The following is a 22,436-nucleotide window of genomic DNA, read 5'->3' as shown; positions in this document are numbered from 1 at the left end:
GGGTCAGCCCCGGGTGTCGCGGCCGAGCTGCGGGAGCACCCCGGTGCGGGGTGCGAATTCGTCGGCCGCGTGCGGCAGCGAGAACTTGGCGACCGCGTCGATGAGAGCGTCGACCGTCTGCGCGTCGGCGATGACGTCGACATCGAGACCGGCCCGGCGCGCGTCCTTGGCGGTGCGAGGACCGATCGCGGCGATGAGGGTGGTCTCGGGGATGTGGGAGAACTGCTCGTGCACCTGCTCGGCCACTGAGCCGCTGGTCACGAGGATCGCGTTGATGCGGCCGGATCGGACGTCTTCGGCGATGCGGTCGGTCACCGGCACCCCGACGGTGCGGTAGGCGACGACGCTGCGGACGCGGTGCCCGCCATCGGTCAGCATGCGCGTGAGCACCGGCTTGGCGATCTCGCTGCGAAGGGTGAGGATGTCGCGGGCCTGCGGTTCGAGGCCGATGAGTTGCTCCGCCATGCCGGCCGCCGAGTTGTCGCGCTCGGGCACCAGATCGACGCGGTAGCCGACGGCGAGGAGCGCTGCCGCGGTCGTCTCACCCACGGCGGCCACCTTCGTGGTCGGCGGGACGACGGCCCGGTAGGCGTAGAGCACGTCGACGGTCGTGGCGCTGGTGACGGTGAGCCAGTCGAACTTGCCGGCCGCCAGGTCGGCGAGCGCCTGCTCGAGCGCGGCCTGGTCGTTGGTGGGCGCGAAGTTGATGAGGGGGGCGATGACCGGCGTCGCACCCTGACGGCGCAGGGTGGCCGCGACGCCGTCACCCCAAGGGCCGCCCCGGGGGACGAGGACGCGCCAGCCGGTCAAGGGTTTGACGGACTGGTGCTGTGCTGCGGCGGTGTTCATAAGGGGGTCGACTCTCGATGGTGCTCAGTCGGCCGCCCGAGACGCCGAGCAACCGATGCGCGATTCGAATCGGGCTCGCGCGATCGGCAGCATACGCACCGTTGCACTGCCTGCATCCCGAGCATACCCCCGATCTCGGAAGCCGCGACCCCTGCCTGTGGAGGAAGCGGAATCAGGCAGGCTCAGCGGGTGTACAGACGGACGAACCCCCAGACGGCGGCGCCGATCGCGGCAGCGCCCACGATCACGGCGGCAGCGGTGAGCGCCGGGTTGCGCCGCTGGAAGGCACGAGCCTGCTCGACGCCGTCATCAACGGCCCGGCCGACGCGCCGTGGCACGTTGGCCTTGTCTTCGATCGCGGCGAGCGCGGCCTTCAGCTCGGTGCGCGCCTGCACGACGGGATCGCCGATCCCGAGCGGAACGGCGGTGCGGGGCACGGGCACGGGCACGGCGGCGTCAGAGCTCATCGCGCACCTCCTTCACATCCAGGGCGATCGACTGTACGGGGTTCTGCCGCTCGCCGATCTTCTTGAAGCGGAGGATGCCGAGCCAGGCCAGGACGGCCGTGATCACCAGCATCGCGAAGAACACGACGAGAGCCGACAGCCACACGGGCCACCACGACGACAGGCCGGCGATCACGAAGGTGCCGAGGACGGGCACCGACCAGAACAGCACGAACAGGGCGGCGAACGCCCACAGCGCTCCCCACCCGCCGTCCTTTGCGGTGCGGGAGAGCCACGCCTTGGCGGAGTCGATCTCCGCGATGACGAGGTTGCGGATGAGCTCCGGGATCTCGCCGACGAGGGTGAGCAGGCTGTCGTCCGCGCGGTCGCGGAAGCCACGCGGAGTGGTCATCACGTCAAGCCCCGCCGCGGCCGTTCTCTGGCAGATCGTCGACGGCGTCGTCGACGGCGTCCTTCACAGCCTGCGTCGAGGTCTGCGCGGCCCTGCCGACGTCGTCGGCGGAGTCCTTGCCGACCTTGAGTGCGGCGTCGAGCTTCTGACCGGCGCTGCCCTTCCCGCCGGCGGCCTGCGCGACCTTGACGGCCGAGTCCCAGAGGGTCGACGGCAACGCCATCGTCTGGGACTTCGCGAAGTCCTTCACCTTGGTCACCTGCGTCTGCACCTGCTCGGTGTCCCAGACCTTCAGCCACTGCGATTTGATCTGCTCGTACCGCTCGCGTCCCGCCCGCGTACCGAGGACGTATCCCACCGCAAGTCCGATGACGAGTCCAGCTTTGCCCCTCATGAGGTCTCCTCACGCTTGGTGTGCACCTGACGACTCCCCCCAGAGTAGCCCTGTATGCCGATTCCGGCATCCACCCTTGACACGGGTCGTGGCCGCGTGCTCAGTCCGTCGCTGCCGTCCCCCAGAGCACCCGGCGGCGCAGCCGGTCGGTTTCGTCCCGGGCATCGGCGACGACCTGGGCGAGCCCGCTTCCCGACAGCCAGGCGCCGATCGCCGCGATGCCGTGTTCGCGCCCGACCGTGGCGCGCGCGGTGGCGGTGCGGTCGCGCTGCCCGAGGGCGGACGCCGGCGGGACGAGAGTGTAGGCGTCGCGGTGGGCGGCGACCAGCGCGCGCGCGTCGAGACGCACGCCGAGGAGCACGGATGCCTCCGCCACGGCGAGCGCGGCGGCCTCGGCGTCGGACAGCGTCGCGGTGGCGGGAGCGATGCCCGGCGCACCGAAGGCGACCCGCAGCACGTGCCGGCCGGCGCCCGCTTCGCGGGCGAGCCACTGCCAGCGCGCGGTCTCGTGCACGAGCCCCGTCGCGCGCAGCGCGCCCGGAACGGCGTGCACCTGCGAACCGCGCGGCGCGGAGTCGAGCTCCGGAGCGTCGACGACGATCGTCACGACCTCTCGGGCGATCCCCGCGGCCGCCACGTCGGCGAACGCCGGAACGCCGAGCGCCGGCGCGAGCAGGGCGCGCGCGGCGTCCTCGTCCGTCGCGACGATGACGGCGTCGGCGGGCAGGTCAGCCGGCACCGGGCCGTCCGACGGCAGAGGCGTTTCGTCTCGCTCGTTCCTCGCTCCCTCAACGACCGGGGAATCGGGGCAGTCCTCGACAGCCGCAAGACTCACGGTCCACGCGTCACCCGTACGCGCGAGTCCGGTCACACGGGCGCCGGTGTGGACAGCGGCCCCGCGCTCAGTCAGGCGCTGGGCGAGCGCGGCCACGAGCTGCGGCATCCCGCCGTCCAGTCCTTCGATCGCCGACCCCGTGGCGCCGACGCGCACATCGGCGACGGCGCCGCCCAGCCAGCCCGTGCGAGTGAGGGCGGTGCTGAGTCCCGGCGCCGCGATCTCGACGTCGACGTCGTCGGGGTCGAGGCCGAAGCGGTCGACGGTGAGCGGCGCAACGAGGCGGTCGCGCACCTTGGCTCCCATGCGGCTGCGCACGAGCCGCCCGGCGCTGCGCTGCGCGCCGATCGTCAGCGGCGGTCGCAGGCGGTCGAGATAGGCGCGCCAGGTGCCGCCCCAGCCGATCACGCGGCGAACGCTCTCATCCCACGGATTCGCCGGGATGCCGAGCACCTGGTCGGCCGGGATCGGCGCCGCCGTCCCCTTCGCCAGGCCGGCGATCCACTCGCGGTCGTCGCGGGGAGACGCGATCGCGGCGTCGGGGAGCACCTCGGCGACGAGCTTCCGCACGGCGCCGCCCCGGGTGGACCAGCAGGTGGCGCCGGTCTCGAGGTCGAGGCCGGCGAGACGCGTCGAACCGATCGTGCCGCCGAGGCGATCGGATGCCTCGACGAGCGTGACGCTCATCCCGACCTTGACGCACTCCCACGCCGCGACCAGTCCGGCGATGCCTCCGCCGATCACGACCACGCGCGTGTGCCGGGCATGGTCGACGAGGTCCAGGAACGGTTCGGCGGCTGTTCCGGCACCCCTGGAGGCCCTGGGCGAGGCGCCGGCGGCGTCTGGGAGGGGCGTCGGGACGGTCACGGCATCCATCCTCCCATTCGTCCCTGGCCGCTCAGTCGCCCTGGCGGGACCCCTGATCGCGATCGCGTCTCACGGCGCGGTGGCCGCGGCACCCCGGACGCCGGCCGTCACAGCGGTCACGTGTCCGTCATGCAGCTCGATCACGCGGTCGGCGCGCTGGACGAGCAGGGGGTCGTGGGTCGAGACGACGGCGGCGAGGCCCTGCGAGTGCACGAGGTCGCCGATGAGGTCCATGACGGTGACCGCCGTGCGCGAATCGAGCTGACCGGTCGGCTCGTCGGCGATCAGCACGTGAGGGCGCACCACGAACGCGCGGGCGATGCCGACGCGCTGCTGCTGGCCACCCGACAGCTCCGTCGGACGCTGCGCGGCATGGTCGGCGAGCCCGACCAGAGCGAGCGCCTCGGCGACCCTCGCGTCGCGCTCGGCGGGCGGGGTCCGCGCGATCCGCAACGGCAGTTCGACGTTCTCGGCCGCCGACAGGATCGGGATGAGGCCGAACGACTGGAACACGAACCCCAGGCGTTCGCGGCGGAGGGCCGCGAGATCGTCCTCGGCGAGCGCGGTGGCCTCGACGTCGCCGATCCACACCCTGCCCGAGGTGGGGGTGTCGAGACCTCCGAGCAGGTTGAGCAGCGTCGTCTTGCCGGCGCCGGACGCGCCGCGGACGACCACCAGCTCACCCGCGGAGACCTCGATGTCGATGTCGACGCACGCGTGCACATCACCTGCGGCCGATGAGAACGTGCGGCTCAGCTTCTCGCCGCGCAGTGCAGTGGTCACGAGGGGTCCTCCGTGGGGAGATCGGATGCCGCGGCACGTGGTTCGTCTTCGAGCAGCGGCGTTTCGTCTCGCGCGTTCCTCGCTCGCTCAACGACCGGGACGTCGAACGCCGCGGGATCACCGACCGGGACCTCGGCCTCCGGTCGTTGAGCGAAGGGCGCTCCAGCGCCCGAAGACGAAACGCCCGGGCCGTCGGACGAAGCCGGTGCCGGTGCTCCCGGCCACACTCCGACGTGGTCGGGCTCGAGGGCGAGTCGCACCCGCTCGCGCAAGTCGAGCGCGGTGACGAAATCGTCGGGCAGCTGGAGCCGGCCCACGCGGTCGAGCACCGCGTACTCCTCGGCGACGTGCTCCTCGGCGCCGTGCTCGTCGACGCGCGTCGATCGCAGCACCTCTGTCGACGTGCGGCCGTCACGGATCTGGACCGTGCGAGCCACGTGCTCGGAGACAGCCGGGTCGTGCGTCACGATCAGCGTCGTCACTCCGAGCTCACGGTTCACCGAGCGCATGGCCTCGAGCACGTGTGCGCTCGTCACGTCGTCGAGTTCGCCGGTGGGCTCGTCGGCGAGCAGCACGCGGGGGTCGTTGGCGATTCCGACGGCGATGGCGACGCGCTGCTGCTCGCCGCCCGACATCTCTGCGGGCCGGCGCTCGGCGCAGTGCGACACCTCAAGCAGGTCGAGCAGCTCCGCCACCCGCGCCCGCCGCGGGGCGGCTGCGCGCACGGTGCCGGCGATCGCGAGCGCTGCGGCGACGTTCTCGCTCGCAGACAGGTACGGGAGAAGGTTCCGCGAGGTCTGCTGCCACACGAAGCCGACGCTGCGGCGGCGGAATCCCACGCGCTCCTTCTCCTTCATCGTGAGCAGATCGTGCCCTGCCACGCGCGCGACACCCGCAGTCGGCTGGTCGAGGCTCGACAGGATCGACAGCAGGGTCGACTTGCCCGACCCCGAGGCTCCCACGACGGCCACGAGCTCGCCGGGGTCGACGCGCAGGTTCAGCCCCTGCAGCGCCTGCACCTCGACATCCGCCCCGTTGCCCGACGGCACCTTGAAGATGCGCACCAGGTCGAGGCACAGGATGTCGGCGTCCGTTGAGTCAGTCCCTCCTGCACCGGATCGGCGTGCACCGGATCGGCGTGCGCCGGATCCGCCGGGGTCGGCGCGATGAGCCTGTCGAGCCATGAGTCCTATCCTTCCTCCACCGTCCGCAGCGCTCCCGCCGCGCGGGCGCGGCGGGAGACGAGCAGGACGGCGGCGGTGAGCAGCGCGGCGAGGGCGAGGAACCCGCCCAGGGTGATGAGGAGGATCGCCGGGTCGATCCCGTAGCCCGGCTGCACCGACGATCCGGTGAAGGGCCGCAGGTCGACGGCCGCGAGCACGACGAGGGGCACAAGCGCCCCGAAGACCGTTCCGGCGACGACGGCCGCCACCGCCGGGGGCCCGATCTCCCACAGTGCGAGCGAGGTCGCCGACCGGGGCGGTGCTCCGAGCGTGCGCAGCAGAGCGAGCACACGCGCGCGGGGCGCAGCGGCAAGGGTCAGGGTCATCGCGAGCGCCAGCGCGCTGAGCAGCGCCGTCACGGCGGTCGCGAGAAGCAGCGCCCCGCGCACCCCCTGCACGGCCGGGCCCGACTCGATGGCGTCTGCGATCTCGTCCGAGGTGTCGATGCGCACGGCCGATCCCAGGATCGTGCGCAGATCGTCGGCCACGTCGCCGGGCGCCGCGCCCTCGTCGAGCGCGACGAGCACCGTGCGGTCGGTCGGGTCGCGCCCCAGCGTGCTCTCGGCGTACGCGGAGTCGATCACGACCCAGTTCTCGCGGACGCCGGTCGGCACCGGCCCGCGGGTCACCCCGACGACGGCGACGTCCGCGCCGTCGACGCGCAGGTCGTCCGCTCCGCCGATCGCGTCGGCCGTCGCGCCCGACACCACGACGGGCACCGCGGCGCCGGCACCGGACCCGAGGGAGGCACCGGCATCCGCCACGAGTTCGGCGGGCAGCATCCCGGGTCCATCGCCCTGCACCGCGGCGAGCTCGCTCGCCTCTACGACGAAGACCGAGGTCGCTCGCTTGACGCCGTCGATGTCGAGGGTCGCGGGCTCGGCCCCCGAGATCCCGGCGACGCCGACCACCCCGTCGACGTCCGCGACGCGGCCGAGCTGGTCGCGCGTGAAGCTTCCTCCCGTGACGCGCACATCGGCGCCGATCTGCGCACGGGAGGCGTCGGCCACACCTGTCTGCAGGGCCGAGAGAAGGATGCCGGAGGACACCGCGACGGAGACGCCCACGACGAGGGCCAGCACCGGTGTGAGCCCGATCGAGGGTTCGCGCAGGGCCCGGGCGGCGCCGAGGAACGCGTCGGCACCGGCGCCCGCGCGCGCTCGCGAGAGCACCGCGGTGAGGGGCAGCGGGTAGAGGCGCAGGGTGACGAGGCAGGCGACGAGCGACAGCAGCAGCGGCGTCGCGGCGAGCAGGAGGTCGACGCCGGCGGTGTAGCCCCGGACGAAGAGGAGCACCAGCGCGAGCGCGGCGAATCCGACGAGCACACCTTCGACGACGAGCCGCAGGCGCGAGCCGCGCCGGCTGAGGTCGGCGCGCAGCGGGCGTTCACCGGCCGACGGCGCGAGGATCGCCAGGATCACGACCGGCGCAAGACCGACCAGCAGCGCGGGGACGAGTCCCGCGGCCGGCGGCGCGGCTCCGAACAGGAGCGCCGCCGCGAGGACGACGGCCGACGCTCCCACGATCGCGGGCACGAGCCCCGTGATCGCACCCTCGATGCCGAGCAGGCGGCGCAGCTGCCCCACCGAGGCGCCGCGCGCCGACATCAGGCGCATGGCCGATCGGCGGCTTTCGAGGATGAGCCGACAGCCGAGGGCGAGGACGGCAGCGGCGACGCCGATCGGGCCGGCGATCAGCATCGCGATCACCCCGGCCGTCGACGACTGCTGTGCGAGGGCGAGTTCGATCTCGCCGGTGATGTCGGCGTCGAACTTCAGACTCAGGATGCCGACGCCCTCGGCCGAGCTCGCGATGGTGTGCGACACGGACGTGAGCTTGTTGAGCGCGGCGACGGTCTTCTCGGCGTTGTCGGCATCGATCTCGTCGACGTCCGTGGGATACCACACGACGGTGGCGGGACGGAGCCCGAGGCTGGTGAGCATGGCCGCCGTGGCCGCGGACGCCGGATGGGCGAACGCGGTGCCCGTCACCTCGCGCGCGCGATTGCCGTCGTCGGAGATGCTCGGCTGGAGCACCGAGGGCACGTGCTGCCAGAACGGGGACGAGGCGTCGGCAGGCTCGAACACCCCCGACAGCACGACGACGTAGGGCAGCGGGTCGGAGCCCAGATGCCGCTCGTCGCCGACCTGCCACTCGAGCTCCTGCGCCGTCTCGCGCGACAGGACGACCTCGACGCGGAGGGAGCCGTCGTCCGCGACCACCGCCGGCCCGGGCGCGGCGCCCTCGACCATGCGGATCTCGGACTCGTAGCCCGGCGAGAACGCCATGGTCAGCGCCTGCGTCGCGGGATCCTCGAGGATCCGCGCGCCAGGCACCGAAGCCACCGCGCGCGCCTCGCCGAGCACGTCGGGAAGGGGTTCGTCGGCACCGCGCCGGATGCCTTCGAGCGCGACGAGGAAGTCGACCCAGACGTCGTCGGCGTCGGTCGGCGGGAACGGGTCCGTCTCGGGCATCACCGGGAAGAAGGGAGAGTCGGCGGCGACGTCGCGCCCGGTCGCCGGCAGGGAGTCCAGCCGGTCGCGCAGCGCCGCGTCGCCGAGGAGGCCGAGCGCGATCGGCGCCGCCGTCGCGACCAGCGACAGCACCAGCACGAGGGACGCGACGATCGCCCCGCCCCCGGCGCGGGAGCGCAGATGGTGCGCGACCAGGGCGCGGGTGGACACACGGCGGCTCATCGCGCCTCCTCCCCGACGGTCGCGGACCGCGCGACGCGTCCGGCGCCGGTCGCGGCGGCCGCGACGATCACGCCCAGCGCGACGACGAGGCCGCCGAGCGCGAGCGCGAGCGGCAGCCACGCGAACGACACGGCTCCGGCGAGGGGAAGGATGCCGGCGGTCACCGCCCGCACCAGCCCGGGCACGATCAGCCACGACACCAGGGCGCCCGCGGCCGCACCGAGCACGACGGCCGCTGCGAAGACGCCGCCGAGCTCGGCCGCGCGCATGCGCGCCTGGCGGGACGCGGTCACCCCGAGGGCGCGGAGCACCCCGAGTTCGCGTCGACGCGCGAGGGCGAGGGTCTGCACGATCGCGAAGGCCGCGACGAGCGACAGCACGGCCGATCCCGCCGTGGCGATCCACCAGCCGGGCACCAGAGCGCCGACGACGCTCGCCGAGAGCCCGGGCGTGGCAGTCATCACCGGCCGGTCACCGAGCGCGGCGCTGAGGGCATCGTCGGCGGCCGGGTCGCCGGCGACCCAGACCGAGTTCGGCGGCACGATCGACGTGCCCCGCTGAAGCTGCGACGTCAGCAGCGACTCGAGCGGGACGAACAGGGCGAGCGGATCGGACGCGCCGGGCACGGCGTCGACGATCGACGTGATCACCCCGGCACCCTGCCGCCCTGTCCCGGCGTACCGGAAGTCGATCGGGTCGCCGACGACCGCGCCGAGGCGAGAGGCGAGCGCCGTCGTCACGACGGCCGCCACGGCGGGCCCTTCTTCCGACGCCGCGAGGTCGGGCGCCGCCGCGAGGACGCCGCCGTCGGCGAGCCAGAGCACGGCTTCGCTGCTGCCGCCTTCGAGGTGCGCGGAGCCTTCCACGTCGAGCGGTCCGCCGCCGGCGACCACGACCTCCGACAGCTCGACCGCGACGCTCGACCCCGCGATGCTCGGGCCGGTTCCGGCGCCGATCGCGAGGAGGCGCCACGGCGACGCGCCGTCAGGAAGGTCCGCGGTCGCCACGAGCAGCGCCGTGCCGTCCTCTGCCGACTGCGGTTCGCCGGAGAGACGCAGCGTGACGGGCGTGCCATGGCCATCGAGCAGCAGCGCCACCAGGCTGAAACCGGAGAGACTGCCGGACTCGACGGTCACGCCGACGGTCGCCGCGATCCCGGTGGCGCCGTCGCCGAGCGGCACCGGCTCGGACACGACCACGCCCTCCCCCGTGGCGTCCGCCGCGGCGATGAGGACCTCTTTGTCCACGAGTCCGCCCGCCGAGGTCACCACCGGCTCGATCTGCGCGGACGGCACCGACACCAGGTCGGCCTCGAGGCGGCCGATCTCGATCACGCCCGCGTACGCCGAGGACGAGGCATCCGTTCCCGGCACACCCGCGGCGACCACGTCGCCGGGCGACGCGGACTGCGGCGTCATGTCGACGCGCAGGTCGGCGCCGGCACGCACCGCCGCCGAATCGGTGGTCATCGCCTGCCACGTCGCCGTGTACGCCGAAGCGAAGACCGCCTGCGCGACGGTGAGGGTCACCAGCAGTACGGCGACCGCATAGATGGGCAGGCGTCGGGCGACCTGCCGCGCGGGATACCCGGGCTGCAGCGACGGAAAGGCGGCGGCGGGCCGGGACCACGCCGCGGCGGCGCCTCCGAACGCCGCGAGCGCCACCAGGGCCCCCGCCATCAGCACGACGGCGGGTGCGAGCGCGACGATCGGGTCGAACCCCGCCCCGCGGGCGAGGGGCAGCTGCCACACCACGAGGGCCGACGCCAGCACCACCACCACGACGACGACGGCAGTCGTGGCGCGCGCTGCGCGCCCGGCGGTGCGCCGCTGCTCGCCGCGTCGCAGCGCGATCGCGAACACCGCGGCCAGCGCGAGCGCCATGGCGATCACCCACGGCCAGGACGAGACCACCTCGACCGCACCGGCACCGACCTGGCCGGCCAGCACGACGCCGATGATCGCCCCCGCGAGCGCGACGGCGACGCCTTCCGCGGCATCCGCTCCCCATGCCTGATTGCGTGAGAAGCCGCGTGCCCGGATCGCCAGCGTCTCGTGCTCCCGTGCGGCGGCCACGAGGCGCGCGAGCTGCGCCATCGCCGTTCCGGCGACGAGCGCGACGAGCAGGACGAGCGCCGGCGCGGCCGAGGCCAGTGCCGCCGCGCCGATCCCCACGAGATCCGCCACCTCATCGGCGGTCAACCCCGGAGGGGGCGGCTCGCCGGCCGTCTCGACCGTGCGGCGAAGCCTGGCCAGCACGAGGCACATGGTCGCCACCGCGGCGGCGACGGTCGCGGCCGCGCTGCCGAGAAGCCCGATGCGCGCGCGGGAGCGCGCCCACAGCAGTCGCGCCGACGAGAGCGCGCGGCGATCGGGCATGGGCTCGGTCCTCCGCGGTTCGTTCGACGCTGATGGGGGTTCTGCGAACCTCATCAAATCAGGGTTTCCGTCGATCCTTCCACGGCCGAGCGGCGGTGCCGTCCGCACCGTGGGCACCGGCCTGTTCCGGCGTCGGCCCGGGGTGGGAGACTGGGGGCCATGACGCTCCACATCACGGGTGACGACGAGGCCGATCGCCTGCTGACCGACGATCCGCTCGCCCTGCTCATCGGCATGCTGCTCGACCAGCAGGTCGCGATGGAGACCGCATTCGCCGGTCCGCTCAAGATCTCGGAACGCGCGGGGACGCTGGATGCCGCCGCCCTTGCGAGCTTCGATCCGGAGGCGTTCGCGGGGCTGTTCTCGGCCACCCCCGCGGTGCACCGGTTCCCGGGGTCGATGGCCGCTCGCGTGCAGGCGCTCTGCGCGGCGATCGGCCGGGACTGGGACGACGACGCCGCGGCGATCTGGACGCGCGACGAGCCGGACGGCGCGACCGTGCTGAAGCGGCTCAGGGCTTTGCCGGGGTTCGGGGAGCAGAAGGCGAAGATCTTCCTTGCGCTGCTGGGTAAGCAGTACGGGTTCACCGGCGACGGGTGGCGTGAGGCATCCGCGCCCTACGGCGAGGACGGCTCGTTCCGCAGCGTCGCCGACATCGTCTCGCCGGAGTCGTTGACGAAGGTGCGCGAGCACAAGCGCGCCATGAAGGCCGCGGCGAAATCCGGCGGCGGAGGCGTCTGATGAAGAAGACGGAAGCGGACGTCGGCGAGTTCGTCGCCGGGGTGAGTCCCGCGAAGCGGCAGCGGGATGCCGAGACGATGGTCGCGCTCTTGCGTGAGGTCACCGGGCGCGAACCCGAGATGTGGGGCACGATCGTGGGCTTCGGGTCGTGCCACTACCGCTACCCCACCGGCACCGAGGGCGACGTCCCCATCGCCGCGTTCTCGCCGCGTCGCCAGGCCACCACGGTGTACCTGCTCGACACCGGCGCCCACGCCGACCGGCTCGGCAAGCTCGGACCCCATGAGACGGGTGTGGGCTGCCTCTACATCAAGGACCTCGAGGCGATCGATGCCGACATCCTGCGAGAGATCGTCGCCGAGGACTACCGTCGCGTGATCGAGGGCGACACCGGCTCCGCGGTGTTCACCGTCACCGACTGACCCTCCGGCCTGCACCGTGCACGACCGGAGGGCCGCGCGTTGCGCGAGCCCTCCGAGTCGTCCTGCTCAGCGCCCTCAGCGGGCCACCGTGCGGCTGCCGCGGGTCACTTCAGTGCGATCGCGTCCAGGACCGTCTCCTTGAAGGTGCTGCCGGCGGCATCCCACGCCTCGGACTTGAGCGCGATCTTCGTCGTGCCCTTCGGCGGGGTGATGCTGGCCGAGTACGAGCCGGCCGAGCCCGTCACCGCAATCGTGGTCCACGTGCGCCCGCCGTCGTACGACGCCCACAGCTTGAGGCCGCTGATCGCCGCCCCCGTCGAGCCGTCCTGGTGCGACACGGTCGGGGTCAGGCTGATCCGCTTTCCTGCGGCGACGTTCAGGGCGTCGAGGCCCTGCACGCCGTAGTCGAGCTGCAGCAGCGGCAGCACCGTGAGGGCATCGGTGGTGCTGCTCGTGAAGGACCACTCGGTGCTGACCTCGGTGGACTGCGTCCACCACCGCTCATACCGGTCGGCGTCGAGGAGCACGCGGTAGGTGCGCGCCTCGGCGGGCACCTCGCCGGAGCCGTTCGCGTACTCGCCGGTCACGTAGAGCTCGTCGTCCACCCACAGCTGGAACCGGCTGTCGGTTCCGCCGTCGGGACCGGCGATGTTCGGGTTGCCGTCGCCGTCGACCCGGTATGGCAGGTCGATCATCAGGGTGTCGCCTTCGCGACGCACCGACGACTGGGCCGGCGAGGCCGGGTCGGGCAGCAGCCCGCCGTGCACGACCTGACCGAGCAGCGTCTCGCTCGCGGTCTCGCCGGGCTGGTACGAGCGCAACGCGCCCATGAACGCCGTCGGGAACACCTCGCCCGGGTTCGCGCCGCCCGCGTAGGCCTCCGCGGAGTGCTGATACCTCGCCGCCGGATCGGCGTAGTAGTGGATCGTCCGCTCGGCGATCGGCTCGTCCAGCCAGCGGTTGTAGCCGATGTAACTCTCGTCGGTGACCATCATGTGCCACTCCTGAAGAGAGGTGCCCGCGGTCTGCCCCTTCACCGCGCTGCTGACGGATGCCGTGTTCGATCCATCGAGCGTGTAGTTGAGGCTGGACGGGATGCCGTGCTCCACCTTGGCGAACGCGTAGTCGTACGGCGGGTACCCGTAGCCGGTACCGGTCAGCTTCGCACCCTTCTTCGCCGACGCGAGGGCGAGCAGCTCGAGTCCCTTCTCACGCGACAGCGTCAGCGTCGGAAGCGTCTTGTCGGGGAACTCTCCCATCGCGCGGAAGTCGACATCCTCCCAGTACGGGCCATCGTGGGCGCCATAGGCGATCACCGCGATCGCGCCGGCGTCCTTCGCCGCCTGAGCCTGAGCATTGAGCAGCATCACCCGACCCACCGGCTCGGGGCGCGCCTCGACAAGGGCGATCTTGCCCGCCACGGCCGCCTTCTGCAGCTCGGCAGGCGTCCCGGTGCCCGCATCGACGATGGTGGCACTCACCTTGCCCTTGAGCTCGGGAGACGTGACGGCGTAGCGCAGATCCTCGGCCAGATCGAGGGTCGTCAACGCGGAGACCGCCTGGACGTCGAGCTTCGGTGCGCCGAGCAGCCAGCTCTCGGTGAGGATCTCCTCGCCTGCCAGCTCCCCTTCGGCCAGCACGTAGAGCTGCTCCGGGAGCCCCGGCCGCGTGACGATCGTGCTGAAGCTCGTCGCCTGCTGCACCGGCCAGCCCCAGCCGGGCAGAGTGCGCTTGAGCACCTGCTCGATGTTGGTCACCTGCGCCTTCTTCTCGGTGTCGACGGTGACGGGCAGGGCCTGGGTCGCATCGATGACCACCGTCTGGTCGCCGACCTCCGTCACGTCGAGGTCACGCGTGAACAGCGTCGCACCGCTGATGAGCTCCGCGCCGGGTTTGCTGTTGTCGAGCACGCCGAGGATGGCGTACCGCCCCAGCGGCAGGCGAACATCGGCCTTGCCCTGAACGAACGACACGGAGTGGATCATCGACGGATCGTCGAGGTTGTACAGGGTCGCGGAGCTCCACGAGATGACCGGCGTGCCGTCGGGCTGCAGGGCCTCGAAGTGCAGGTGCGCGAGGTCCTGCTCGACCTGCCAGCCCATGACCGTTCGCACGGGCGCGAAGCCGGGCCCGGCTGCGGTCACCGTGCCCGTGTAGAAGCCGGGGTCGTCGACGCGCGGGTCGACGGTGACGTCGACGGATGCCGTGCCCCTGGCCGGGACGGTGACCACATCGCTCGAGAGCGTCACGGTCCCCTCCGCTGCCGGAGCGCCGTCCGAGCCCGAAGCCGCGGTCGAGAGGTAGAGCGTGAAGGGCGTCCCCGAGGTGTTGGTGTAGTCGATGGTCGTCGTGCGGGGACTCTGCGTGGAACGCGGCGAGGCGAACACCCCGACCGACAGCGAGGCCGGGTCGGCGTACAGCGGCTCGGCGATCGCGGCGGGGATGATGACCTTGCCCGCGCCCTCCCGCCAGATGTTGCCCACCGTCGGCTGAGCGGTGCCCATGAGCAGCGCTTTCAGCGCCTCGCCGTCGAGGTCGGGGCGAGCCGCCTTCAGGATCGCCGCGGCACCGGCGACGTGCGGCGCCGCCATCGACGTGCCCCCGTCGTAGAGGTACATGTCGCCGGCCGGCAGGTCGGGCCGCGTGCCGGCCGCACGGGCCGCCAGGATCCACGCGCCCGGCGCGGTGACGTCGGGCTTGACGCCCGCATCGCCGAAGCGCGGCCCGGTCGACGAGAAGCCCGCGAGCTGGTCCCACTCGTCGACCGCGCCGACCGTCAGGGCGCTGTCCGCGGTGCCGGGGGTTGTGACCGTCGTCGCACCGCGGGCCCCCTCGTTGCCGGCCGCGACGACGACCAGCGTGTCGTAGCGCTGCGAGAGCGAGTCGATCGCCAGGGCTCCGGGGTCCTTGCCGTCGGTGTACTCGCCCCTGACGCCGAGGCTCATGTTGATGACGTCGGCGCCTTCCGCGGCCGCCCACTCCATCGCATCGATGATCCAGGAGGTCTCGCCGAAGCCGGCGGCGTTGAGCACGCGCCCGTTCAACAGCTTGGCGCCGTACGCCACACCGCGATTCGCGCCGCCCGAGGCCTCGCCCGTGCCGGCGACGATCGACGCCACATGCGTGCCGTGGCCGGCAGCATCCTTCGCCGTCCCGCTTCCGGTGAAGTCGCGCTCGCCGATCACGACGCCCTCGTCGAGGTCGGGGTGGGTGGTGTCGATGCCCGTGTCGAGCACGGCGACGACGGCGCCCGTGCCGTCGAGGCCCGCCTCCCACGCCGCGGGGGCGCCGATCTGCGGCGCCGAGATCGCGTCGAGCGCCTCGGTCGGGGCATCCAGCCACACCTTCTCGACCGAGGTTCCCGCGGACGCCGCCTCGATGAGCTCGGGCGCACCTTCGGCGGGCACGTCGCCCGAGATCGCGTCGATCGACTCGAGTGTGCGGTCGGGGTCGACCGAGAGCGCCTCCCACTCGGCGGCGTCGGCTTTCGCATCCGTCGGCTCAGTCGACTGCACGATGACCGGCAGGCGGTCGTCGGATGCGACCTCCGCGAGGGCCTTCACGTCGAACAGGCTCAGGTCGAGCTCCGTCGGGACGAGCCTTGCCACGTCCGAGGGGATCACGTAGTAGTGCTCCTCGTCGCCGTAGCTCGCGTAGCTGACCGGTGCGCCGGACTCGCGCTGCGCGGGAGCGAACTCGACGACCGGACCGTGGGCGCCGTCGTGCAGGGTAACCCGGTCGCCGGTGATGGGGTCACCGCCTGTTGTTCCTCGGGGGGCGTGAGCTGAAACCCCTCGCCTCCTGCGGCCGCCGTCGCGGGCAGCGCCGCTCCGATGAGCGCCGCGCATCCCACGCCCACGAGGAGCGCCTTGCCGATGGTGCTGAATCTCACGCCGAAACTCCTGAAGTCGCGGACGAGACGGACGCGCGGCGGCTGTTCTCTCGGCAGGGGAGGTCACCGGATGCTGCGGCGCACCGTCAGCGTCCATGCCGATCGATGGGTCGACTCAAGCAGGTGTGGGAGCGCTCCCGCAAGCAATCCTGGAGGAATTTACAAACGTTGTAAACGCACCCGAGACACACCGTGTTGCGATATATGTTGTGATCAGCCACTTATGAAGGCGTGGCAGAGGGCGCCACGCGACTGAGTCACAGACCCGTAACACGGGCGACACGCCGAGCCGGAGGGTCGCACCGCCCGCGGGGCCTGCGGCCGCCGCAGGTTCAGCGCAGCACGCGCCCGCTGACCGCCAGCGTGAGTCGCCGCGGCATGAGGCCGGCGAGCTTGGCACTCACCGCATTGGCCCAGCCCGACACCACGCTCGCCCGCCGGCCACGATCGAGCTCGCGCAGCGCGAGGCCGACGACCTGCGCCGGCGTCTGGAATCGGCCCACCGCAGCGTCCTCGGTGCCGACCACGTCGAAGAACTCGGTGCGCGTGGCGCCCGGACTGAGCGCCAGGACGCGGAGGCCGCTCTCGCGCGTCTCGTACGCGAGCGCCTCGGTGAAGCTGAGGACGAAGGCCTTCGTCGCGCCGTACACCGCCATGTTCGGACACGGCTGATAGGCCGCCGTGCTCGCGACGTTCACCAGAGCGCCGCGACCCTCGGCGACGAGCTCCGGCAGGAGCTCGCGCGTCACGGCAACGAGGTTCGCGACGTTGACCTGCACCATCTCGGCGATCCGGCCGGGGTCGGCGTCGGCCAAGGCCCCCTTCATGCCGAAGCCGGCGTTGTTGACGAGGGTCTGGACGCGGATGCCGCGCTCGTCGAGCGAGGCGCGGAGGGTGGCGGCGGCATCCGCCCGCGAGAGGTCGAGCGGGAGCACCGTCGCCCTGATGCCGTGCGCTGCTTCCAGCCGCTCCGCCAGCTCGCGCAGGCGCTCTTCGCGCCGTGCGACGAGCACGAGATCGGCGCCGCGGGCGGCGAGCTGCTCGGCGAACTCGGTGCCGAGCCCGGCGCTAGCTCCGGTGATGAGGGCGGTCGTGCCGCGGTACGTGACGGTCATGTCGCAAATGTAGACACCGACAGCATTGTTGTCAATGCCAACATTGCGCTAGGGTGGGGACCGTGACGGAGCGCTCGTACCACCACGGCAATCTTCGCGCGGCGCTGCTCGACCGGGCGTGGGAGGTCGTCGACGCCGAGGGAACCGACGCGCTGTCATTGCGACAGCTGGCGCGCGACCTCGACGTCAGCCACGGGGCATCCGCCCGGCACTTCCGCGACAAGCAGGCGCTGCTGGACGCCGTCGCGGTGCTGGGGTTCGAGCGACTGAACGCCGCACTGGCGGAGGCCGTCGAGACGGCGGGATCGTTCGCCGTCCGATTCCGCGCCGCCGGCGACGCCTACGTGGGCTTCGCGGTGCGGCATCCGGCGATCCTCCGCACTATGTACACGGCCAAGCACCACCCGGCGGCGTCGCCCGAGCTCGTCGAGGTCAGTCACATCGCGATGCCGGCACTGGTCGCCCTCTTCCGCGCCGCGCAGGACGCCGGCGAACTGCCACCCGGCCCGCCCGAGCGGGCCGCGCTCGTCGCGTTCGCCGCTGTCCACGGCGTCGCGACCCTCGCGACCGACGACCTCCTCGACGGTGTGGCCTGGGGAGATGCGACAGCCGCGACCATCGCCGCCGTGTGGCGCGGCCTCGCCGCGCCACCGCCCGGCTGACGGCCGCCCGCCTGAGGGCCGCCTCCAGCGCCCGAGATCAGGTGATCTGACGAGAACAGGACGATTCCGCAGAGATCAGCCTGCGCTCGTCAGATCACCTGTTCCGGCAACACCCCGTCAGGACGGCGAACGGCCCAGCTTCAGCGCCGGGAACGACGGATGCCGCGACCCCGGCGGGTCGCGGCATCCGTCGTCCTGCGGGTCAGGCGCCCTGGAGGCGCTCCGCGAGGTAGGCGTGCAGGCCATCGAGCGGCACGCGCTCCTGGCCCATCGTGTCGCGGTCGCGCACGGTGACGGCACGGTCGTCGAGCGAGTCGAAGTCGACCGTGACGCAGAACGGCGTGCCGATCTCGTCCTGGCGGCGGTAGCGGCGACCGATGGCGCCGGCGTCGTCGAAGTCGATGTTCCATTCGCCGCGGAGCACCTCGGCCACCTCGCGGGCGATCGGCGACAGCTGCTCGTTGCGCGACAGCGGCAGCACCGCGGCCTTGACGGGGGCGATGCGCGGGTCGAGCTTGAGCACCGTACGGGTGTCGGTGCCGCCCTTCGCGTTCGGCGCCTCCTCCTCGTGGTACGCGTCGACGAGGAACGCCATCATCGCGCGGGTGAGGCCGAACGAGGGCTCGATGACGTACGGGATGTACTTCTCGCCCGACGCCTGGTCGAAGTACGACAGGCTCTGGCCCGACGCCTCACTGTGACTGCCGAGGTCGTAGTCGGTGCGGTTGGCGACGCCCATCAGCTCGCCCCACTCCTTGCCGGCGAACCCGAAGCGGTACTCGACGTCGATCGTGCCGTCGGAGTAGTGCGCGCGGTCCTCTTCGGGCACATCGAACCGGCGCATGTTGGCCGGGTCGATGCCGAGGTCGACGAACCAGTTCCAGCACGCCTCGACCCAGTGGTCGAACCACTCCTGCGCATCGGCGGGCGGCACGAAGTACTCGATCTCCATCTGCTCGAACTCGCGCGTGCGGAAGATGAAGTTGCCCGGCGTGATCTCGTTGCGGAACGCCTTGCCCACCTGGCCGATGCCGAACGGCGGCTTCTTGCGGCTCGCAGTGAGCACGTTCGCGAAGTTCACGAAGATGCCCTGCGCCGTCTCGGGGCGGAGGTAGTACAGGCCGCTCTCGTCGTCGACGACGCCGAGGTACGTCTTCACGAGACCCGAGAACGCCTTGGGCTCGGTGTACTGGCCCTTGGTGCCGCAGTTCGGGCACGGCACGTCGGCGAGGCCGTTCTCGGCCTTGCGGCCCTTGCGCGCCTCGAAGTCCTCGATGAGGTTGTCGGCGCGGAAGCGCTTGTGGCACTGCAGGCACTCGACCAGCGGGTCGGTGAAGGTCGCGACGTGACCGGATGCCTCCCACACGCGCTTGGGCAGGATGATCGACGAGTCCAGGCCGACCATGTCGCCGCGGCCGCGCACGAAGGTCTGCCACCACTGCCGGCGGATGTTCTCCTTGAGCTCCGTGCCGAGGGGACCGTAATCCCATGCCGACCGGGATCCGCCGTAGATCTCACCCGCTTGGAAGACGAACCCGCGGTGACGGGCGAGGGCGATGACTTTGTCGAGGCGGGACTGCTCGGCCACGGTGGCTCCAATGGTCGGGTGGGGGATGCACGAGGGTGCGGATGCCACGGATCGCGGCATCCGTCGATTCTAGTCGCCGTGCGGCACCGGACCGGCGTCGCCGTCCGCCCGCTCGAACGCCCGGTCCCAGTCCTGCAGCTCTTTGCGCCGGCCCATCAGCCCGTCCAGCGACACCTGGAAGTGCAGGCCCCGGCGCGCGTTGACCTGCTTGATGTTCTCGACGAGCTCGGTCGAGAACGACGAGAGCGCGGTGCGGACTTCGCGGACGCGCTCGACCGGGTCGTCCCACAGGTCGGGATGGGTCAGGATGTCGAGCAGGTAGTCGCGGTCGAGCGCGCCGGTCAGCTTGCGCAGGGTCTCGCCGTACTCCACCGCCGCGATGGGGCGCTGGCCCTCCTCGCCCTTGCGGTCGAGGCGTTCGAACAGCTCCGTGGTGTTCTGGGCGATGAGTCCGACCTGCGCGGCGACCTCGCCCGCCTGCGCGACGCCGGCCGCGCCGGCGCGCGCGTACTCGGCCGTCAGGGCCTGCAGGGTCTGCACGTGGGTGCGCACGGGCTCGGGCAGCGGGTGACGGCCGGCGGCCGGCCGATTGCGGCGGCGAGCCCGGGAACGGGCGATGCCGAAGACAGCGCCCCCCGCGGCGACGAGCACAGCCAGACCGAGGGCGATGCCGACGAACGGCCCGGCGTCGGTCGAGCCCGCCGGGAGGTCCGGAGTCGCCGCGATCACGCCCTGAATCGTCTCGGTGAGGGCGATGTCGACGTCGCCGGCCTGTCCCTCCGCCTCGTTGGCGATGCGCATCGCCTCACCCTGCTCGAGCACGCGCGAGCCGGCCGACAGGTCGTCGCCGACGGCCACGATGATCGTCTGGCATTCGGGATGGGCCGCGGCGAGCTGCGCCACGATCTCCGGACCGGATGCCTCGATCCCGGCGTTGTCGGAGAACACCGCCACGCCGATCGACTCATCGCCGATCTGCGCCTCCAGCTGGTCTTCCAACGCCGCCGCGTCCGGCACCTCGGACGAGACGTAGACGCCGTCCTCGCCGATGCCCTCGACGGCGTCGTCCACGTACCCCTGCCCGTCGGCCGCCACGATCATCCGGTCACGCCTAGAAGTTGTTGATCACGGACGCGAACACGAGGTCGATCTTCGCGGCGTCCGACGCGTCGAACCACTGGCCGCCGGTCGCCTCGGCGATTCGCTGCAGCGCGGCCGTGTCCGCACCCTCGCCGTAGGCGATCGGGAAGATCCGCACCGGCGCGTCGTCGCCGCCCTCGCGCGCGGACGCGCCGATCCGGGCGACGAGGGAGTCGAGCGAGATCGTCGAGTCGGTGTCCTGGCCGTCCGACAGCAGCACGATGGCATTGATGCGGCCGGGCTCGGCGCGCGCCATCATCTCGTCGTATGCCGCCGCGATGGCGTCGTAGAGCGGGGTGCCGTCGCGGTGGGCGAAGCGCAGGTCGTCGAGCGAGGCATCCACCGATTCGCGGTCGGAGGCGAGCGGCTCGACATCGCGCAGCACGACGATGTTCTTGCCGGCCTCCGACTCGACACCCGTCGTGAAGGCCCAGACTCCGACCTCATCCGAGGAGCGGAAGTGCCCGAGGGTGGACTGCGCGCCCTCGATGGCACCGTCGAGCTTGGACCGGCCGTCGCCGATCGCCTCGTCCATCGAGCCCGAGATGTCGATCACCTCGAGCACCGACGACGGCTTGCGGATCTGCGTCCACTGATCGATCGCCGCGGACACGACGTCAACGGCCGGCTTGGGGAGGGTGACCGCAGGGCCGGCGGGGTCGACGCCATACTCGGCGGTGAACAGCTCGCCGAGCGGCGCGTCGGCGTCCAGCGGGCGGAAGCCGTACTCGGGCAGGATCTCCTGCGCGGCATCCGTCTGCACGAAGGCGGCGAAGGCGGCGCCCGCGGTGGCCTGCACGTCCGTCACCCAGTCGGCACCGAGCACCGTGATGGGGTTGTCGGACCACATCGAACCGCCCGACGGATAGACCGCGACGAGCTTCTCTTTCGGCGGCGTCAGCGTCTCGCCCGGCTGCACCGTGTGCGAGTCGGGGTTGCCCTGGTTGTAGTTGAGCAGCGACGTCTCTTCGAGCGCCACGGCCGAGACGTAGCCCGATCCGCCGGCGCCGTTCTGGGTCTCGTCGTACAGCCGCGTCAGCACCTTGCCGGTGGTGTCGCCGTAGTGGATCACGCACTCCTCGAAGACGCGCGAGAACTCCGCCGCGGCAGCCACGTCGTCCGCCGTGAGATCGGACGACTTGCCGGACGCCTCGTACGACTGCATCAGGATCGCCGAGAGCCCCGTCGTCGAGGTGTTCGGATTGGTCTTCGAGATCTTGAAGGAGCCCCACAGCGGCTTGCCGACGCTGGCCCAGCCCTGCGGATCCTGGCAGAGCGCCTCGAAGTCGGCGATGCCGATCTCGGTGCCGGGCCAGCCGAGGGCCTTTGCCATCGTCTCGGGCACCCCGAACACGACGGGCGTGTGGGTGAAGGACTCGGGTTCGCCGACGAGGGAGGCGGATGCCGCGGCCGCGACCCGGTCGGTCCAGACCGTCGATGCGGGCGACCACATCGTGGGCCAGCGGCGCGGGTTCTCGTCGGGCCAGTCGCCGCCGGAGGTGAGGAACCGCGTCGCGTCGCCCGACGAGACGTTGATCGGGTGCACGGTGGCGCATTCGTCGAGCTGCTCGTGCTGCGGCGACTCCTTGAAGGCGTCGGCGAGCGCGTCGAGCATGTTGACCTTCTCGGACGAGGTGGCGACGACCACGCTCGTGCAGCCGTCGTCGGCGAAGTCGCCGTCGCCGAAGTCGCCCCCGTCGGGCCCACCGCCCGTGCAGGCCGCGAGCGCGATCGTGGCGACGATCAGCACGGCTCCCGCCCCACTCGCACGGGCGCCGCGGCGACCGCTCGGCGTCGGCATCGACGGGGCGGAAGGGACGGACGGTCGCGGCAGGCGAGGGGCCATGGGTACAGAGTAAGTCCCGCGCCGACACGATGCACGACGGCGAGAGGCGGGTGCCCGCGACCCGCTCGGCGATGGTGGGCAGCACCTACGCAGGGCATGCCGAGCCCGCCGCCGGTGCGGTCCGTATGCGCACCGGCGGCGGGGGTG

Annotated in this window: 17 protein-coding genes; 3 read left to right on the top strand and 14 right to left on the bottom strand. The window is 72.0% G+C overall.

Annotation, left to right across the window (positions count from 1 at the left end; genetic code table 11):
• Window positions 1-3: 3 nt before the first annotated feature.
• From B2K11_RS03790 to B2K11_RS03750, 9 genes are all read right to left on the bottom strand, one after another.
• On the bottom strand, window positions 4-849 hold the full coding sequence (locus B2K11_RS03790; protein ID WP_163616945.1) for a uroporphyrinogen-III synthase: 846 nt from the start codon (window positions 847-849) through the stop codon (window positions 4-6).
• A gap of 182 nt (window positions 850-1,031) precedes the next feature.
• Window positions 1,032-1,316, bottom strand: a complete 285-nt coding sequence (locus B2K11_RS03785; protein ID WP_163616944.1) for a hypothetical protein — start codon at window positions 1,314-1,316, stop codon at window positions 1,032-1,034.
• Window positions 1,306-1,707 carry a phage holin family protein gene (locus tag B2K11_RS03780; protein WP_163616943.1) on the bottom strand — a complete coding sequence of 134 codons (402 nt, stop codon included), beginning with the start codon at window positions 1,705-1,707 and terminating at the stop codon, window positions 1,306-1,308. The genes B2K11_RS03785 and B2K11_RS03780 overlap by 11 nt, the downstream gene beginning before the upstream one ends.
• Before the next feature lie 4 nt (window positions 1,708-1,711).
• Window positions 1,712-2,101 (bottom strand): hypothetical protein, encoded by a 390-nt coding sequence (locus tag B2K11_RS03775; protein ID WP_163616942.1) that lies wholly within the window; start codon window positions 2,099-2,101, stop codon window positions 1,712-1,714.
• Window positions 2,102-2,201: 100 nt separating this feature from the next.
• Window positions 2,202-3,803, bottom strand: coding sequence for an FAD-dependent oxidoreductase (locus B2K11_RS03770; protein WP_239525690.1), 1,602 nt, complete (start codon window positions 3,801-3,803; stop codon window positions 2,202-2,204).
• Between the two features lie 69 nt (window positions 3,804-3,872).
• Complete coding sequence (locus B2K11_RS03765; protein WP_163616940.1) at window positions 3,873-4,586, bottom strand: ABC transporter ATP-binding protein; 714 nt, start codon at window positions 4,584-4,586, stop codon at window positions 3,873-3,875.
• Entirely contained in the window at window positions 4,583-5,770 is a 1,188-nt protein-coding gene (locus B2K11_RS03760) for an ABC transporter ATP-binding protein (RefSeq protein ID WP_239525687.1), read from the bottom strand. Before B2K11_RS03760 ends, B2K11_RS03765 begins: the two co-directional genes overlap by 4 nt.
• Before the next feature lie 5 nt (window positions 5,771-5,775).
• Window positions 5,776-8,505, bottom strand: a complete 2,730-nt coding sequence (locus B2K11_RS03755) for an FtsX-like permease family protein (RefSeq protein ID WP_163616939.1) — start codon at window positions 8,503-8,505, stop codon at window positions 5,776-5,778.
• Window positions 8,502-10,883: an FtsX-like permease family protein gene (locus tag B2K11_RS03750; protein ID WP_163616938.1), complete on the bottom strand. Its 2,382-nt coding sequence runs from the start codon at window positions 10,881-10,883 to the stop codon at window positions 8,502-8,504. The genes B2K11_RS03755 and B2K11_RS03750 overlap by 4 nt, the downstream gene beginning before the upstream one ends.
• 159 nt (window positions 10,884-11,042) lie before the next feature.
• On the opposite strand from B2K11_RS03750, the gene B2K11_RS03745 reads away from it, so the two are divergent.
• The gene (locus tag B2K11_RS03745; RefSeq protein WP_163616937.1) at window positions 11,043-11,624 is read left to right on the top strand and encodes an HhH-GPD-type base excision DNA repair protein; all 582 of its coding nucleotides are present in this window, start codon (window positions 11,043-11,045) and stop codon (window positions 11,622-11,624) included.
• Window positions 11,624-12,046: a DUF1801 domain-containing protein gene (locus B2K11_RS03740; protein ID WP_163616936.1), complete on the top strand. Its 423-nt coding sequence runs from the start codon at window positions 11,624-11,626 to the stop codon at window positions 12,044-12,046. The genes B2K11_RS03745 and B2K11_RS03740 overlap by 1 nt, the downstream gene beginning before the upstream one ends.
• 104 nt (window positions 12,047-12,150) lie before the next feature.
• Here the strand turns inward: B2K11_RS03740 and B2K11_RS03735 are convergent, their stop codons facing one another.
• Window positions 12,151-15,894 (bottom strand): S8 family serine peptidase, encoded by a 3,744-nt coding sequence (locus B2K11_RS03735; protein WP_163616935.1) that lies wholly within the window; start codon window positions 15,892-15,894, stop codon window positions 12,151-12,153.
• A 376-nt stretch (window positions 15,895-16,270) separates the two neighbouring features.
• Window positions 16,271-17,053, bottom strand: coding sequence for an SDR family oxidoreductase (locus B2K11_RS03730; protein ID WP_163616934.1), 783 nt, complete (start codon window positions 17,051-17,053; stop codon window positions 16,271-16,273).
• Between the two features lie 62 nt (window positions 17,054-17,115).
• Between B2K11_RS03730 and B2K11_RS03725 the strand changes: the two genes are divergently transcribed.
• Entirely contained in the window at window positions 17,116-17,715 is a 600-nt protein-coding gene (locus B2K11_RS03725; RefSeq protein WP_163616933.1) for a TetR/AcrR family transcriptional regulator, read from the top strand.
• 202 nt (window positions 17,716-17,917) lie between these two features.
• On the opposite strand, the gene B2K11_RS03720 is transcribed toward B2K11_RS03725, so the two are convergent.
• The 3 genes from B2K11_RS03720 to B2K11_RS03710 all read right to left on the bottom strand — a co-directional run bounded on the left by B2K11_RS03720 (window position 17,918) and on the right by B2K11_RS03710 (window position 22,289).
• The gene (locus tag B2K11_RS03720; RefSeq protein ID WP_163616958.1) at window positions 17,918-19,303 is read right to left on the bottom strand and encodes a glycine--tRNA ligase; all 1,386 of its coding nucleotides are present in this window, start codon (window positions 19,301-19,303) and stop codon (window positions 17,918-17,920) included.
• 69 nt (window positions 19,304-19,372) lie between these two features.
• A complete protein-coding gene (locus tag B2K11_RS03715) occupies window positions 19,373-20,404 on the bottom strand; it encodes a hypothetical protein (RefSeq protein WP_163616932.1) in 1,032 nt (343 codons plus the stop codon).
• Between the two features lie 10 nt (window positions 20,405-20,414).
• Complete coding sequence (locus B2K11_RS03710; protein WP_239525685.1) at window positions 20,415-22,289, bottom strand: substrate-binding domain-containing protein; 1,875 nt, start codon at window positions 22,287-22,289, stop codon at window positions 20,415-20,417.
• Between the last annotated feature and the right edge of the window lie 147 nt (window positions 22,290-22,436).

Source organism: Microbacterium sp. B35-30 (genome assembly GCF_010634855.1).
Classification (GTDB): domain Bacteria; phylum Actinomycetota; class Actinomycetes; order Actinomycetales; family Microbacteriaceae; genus Microbacterium.
The sequence above is the reverse complement of the archived record's forward strand: the minus strand, read 5'-3'. Positions and strand labels throughout refer to the sequence as shown.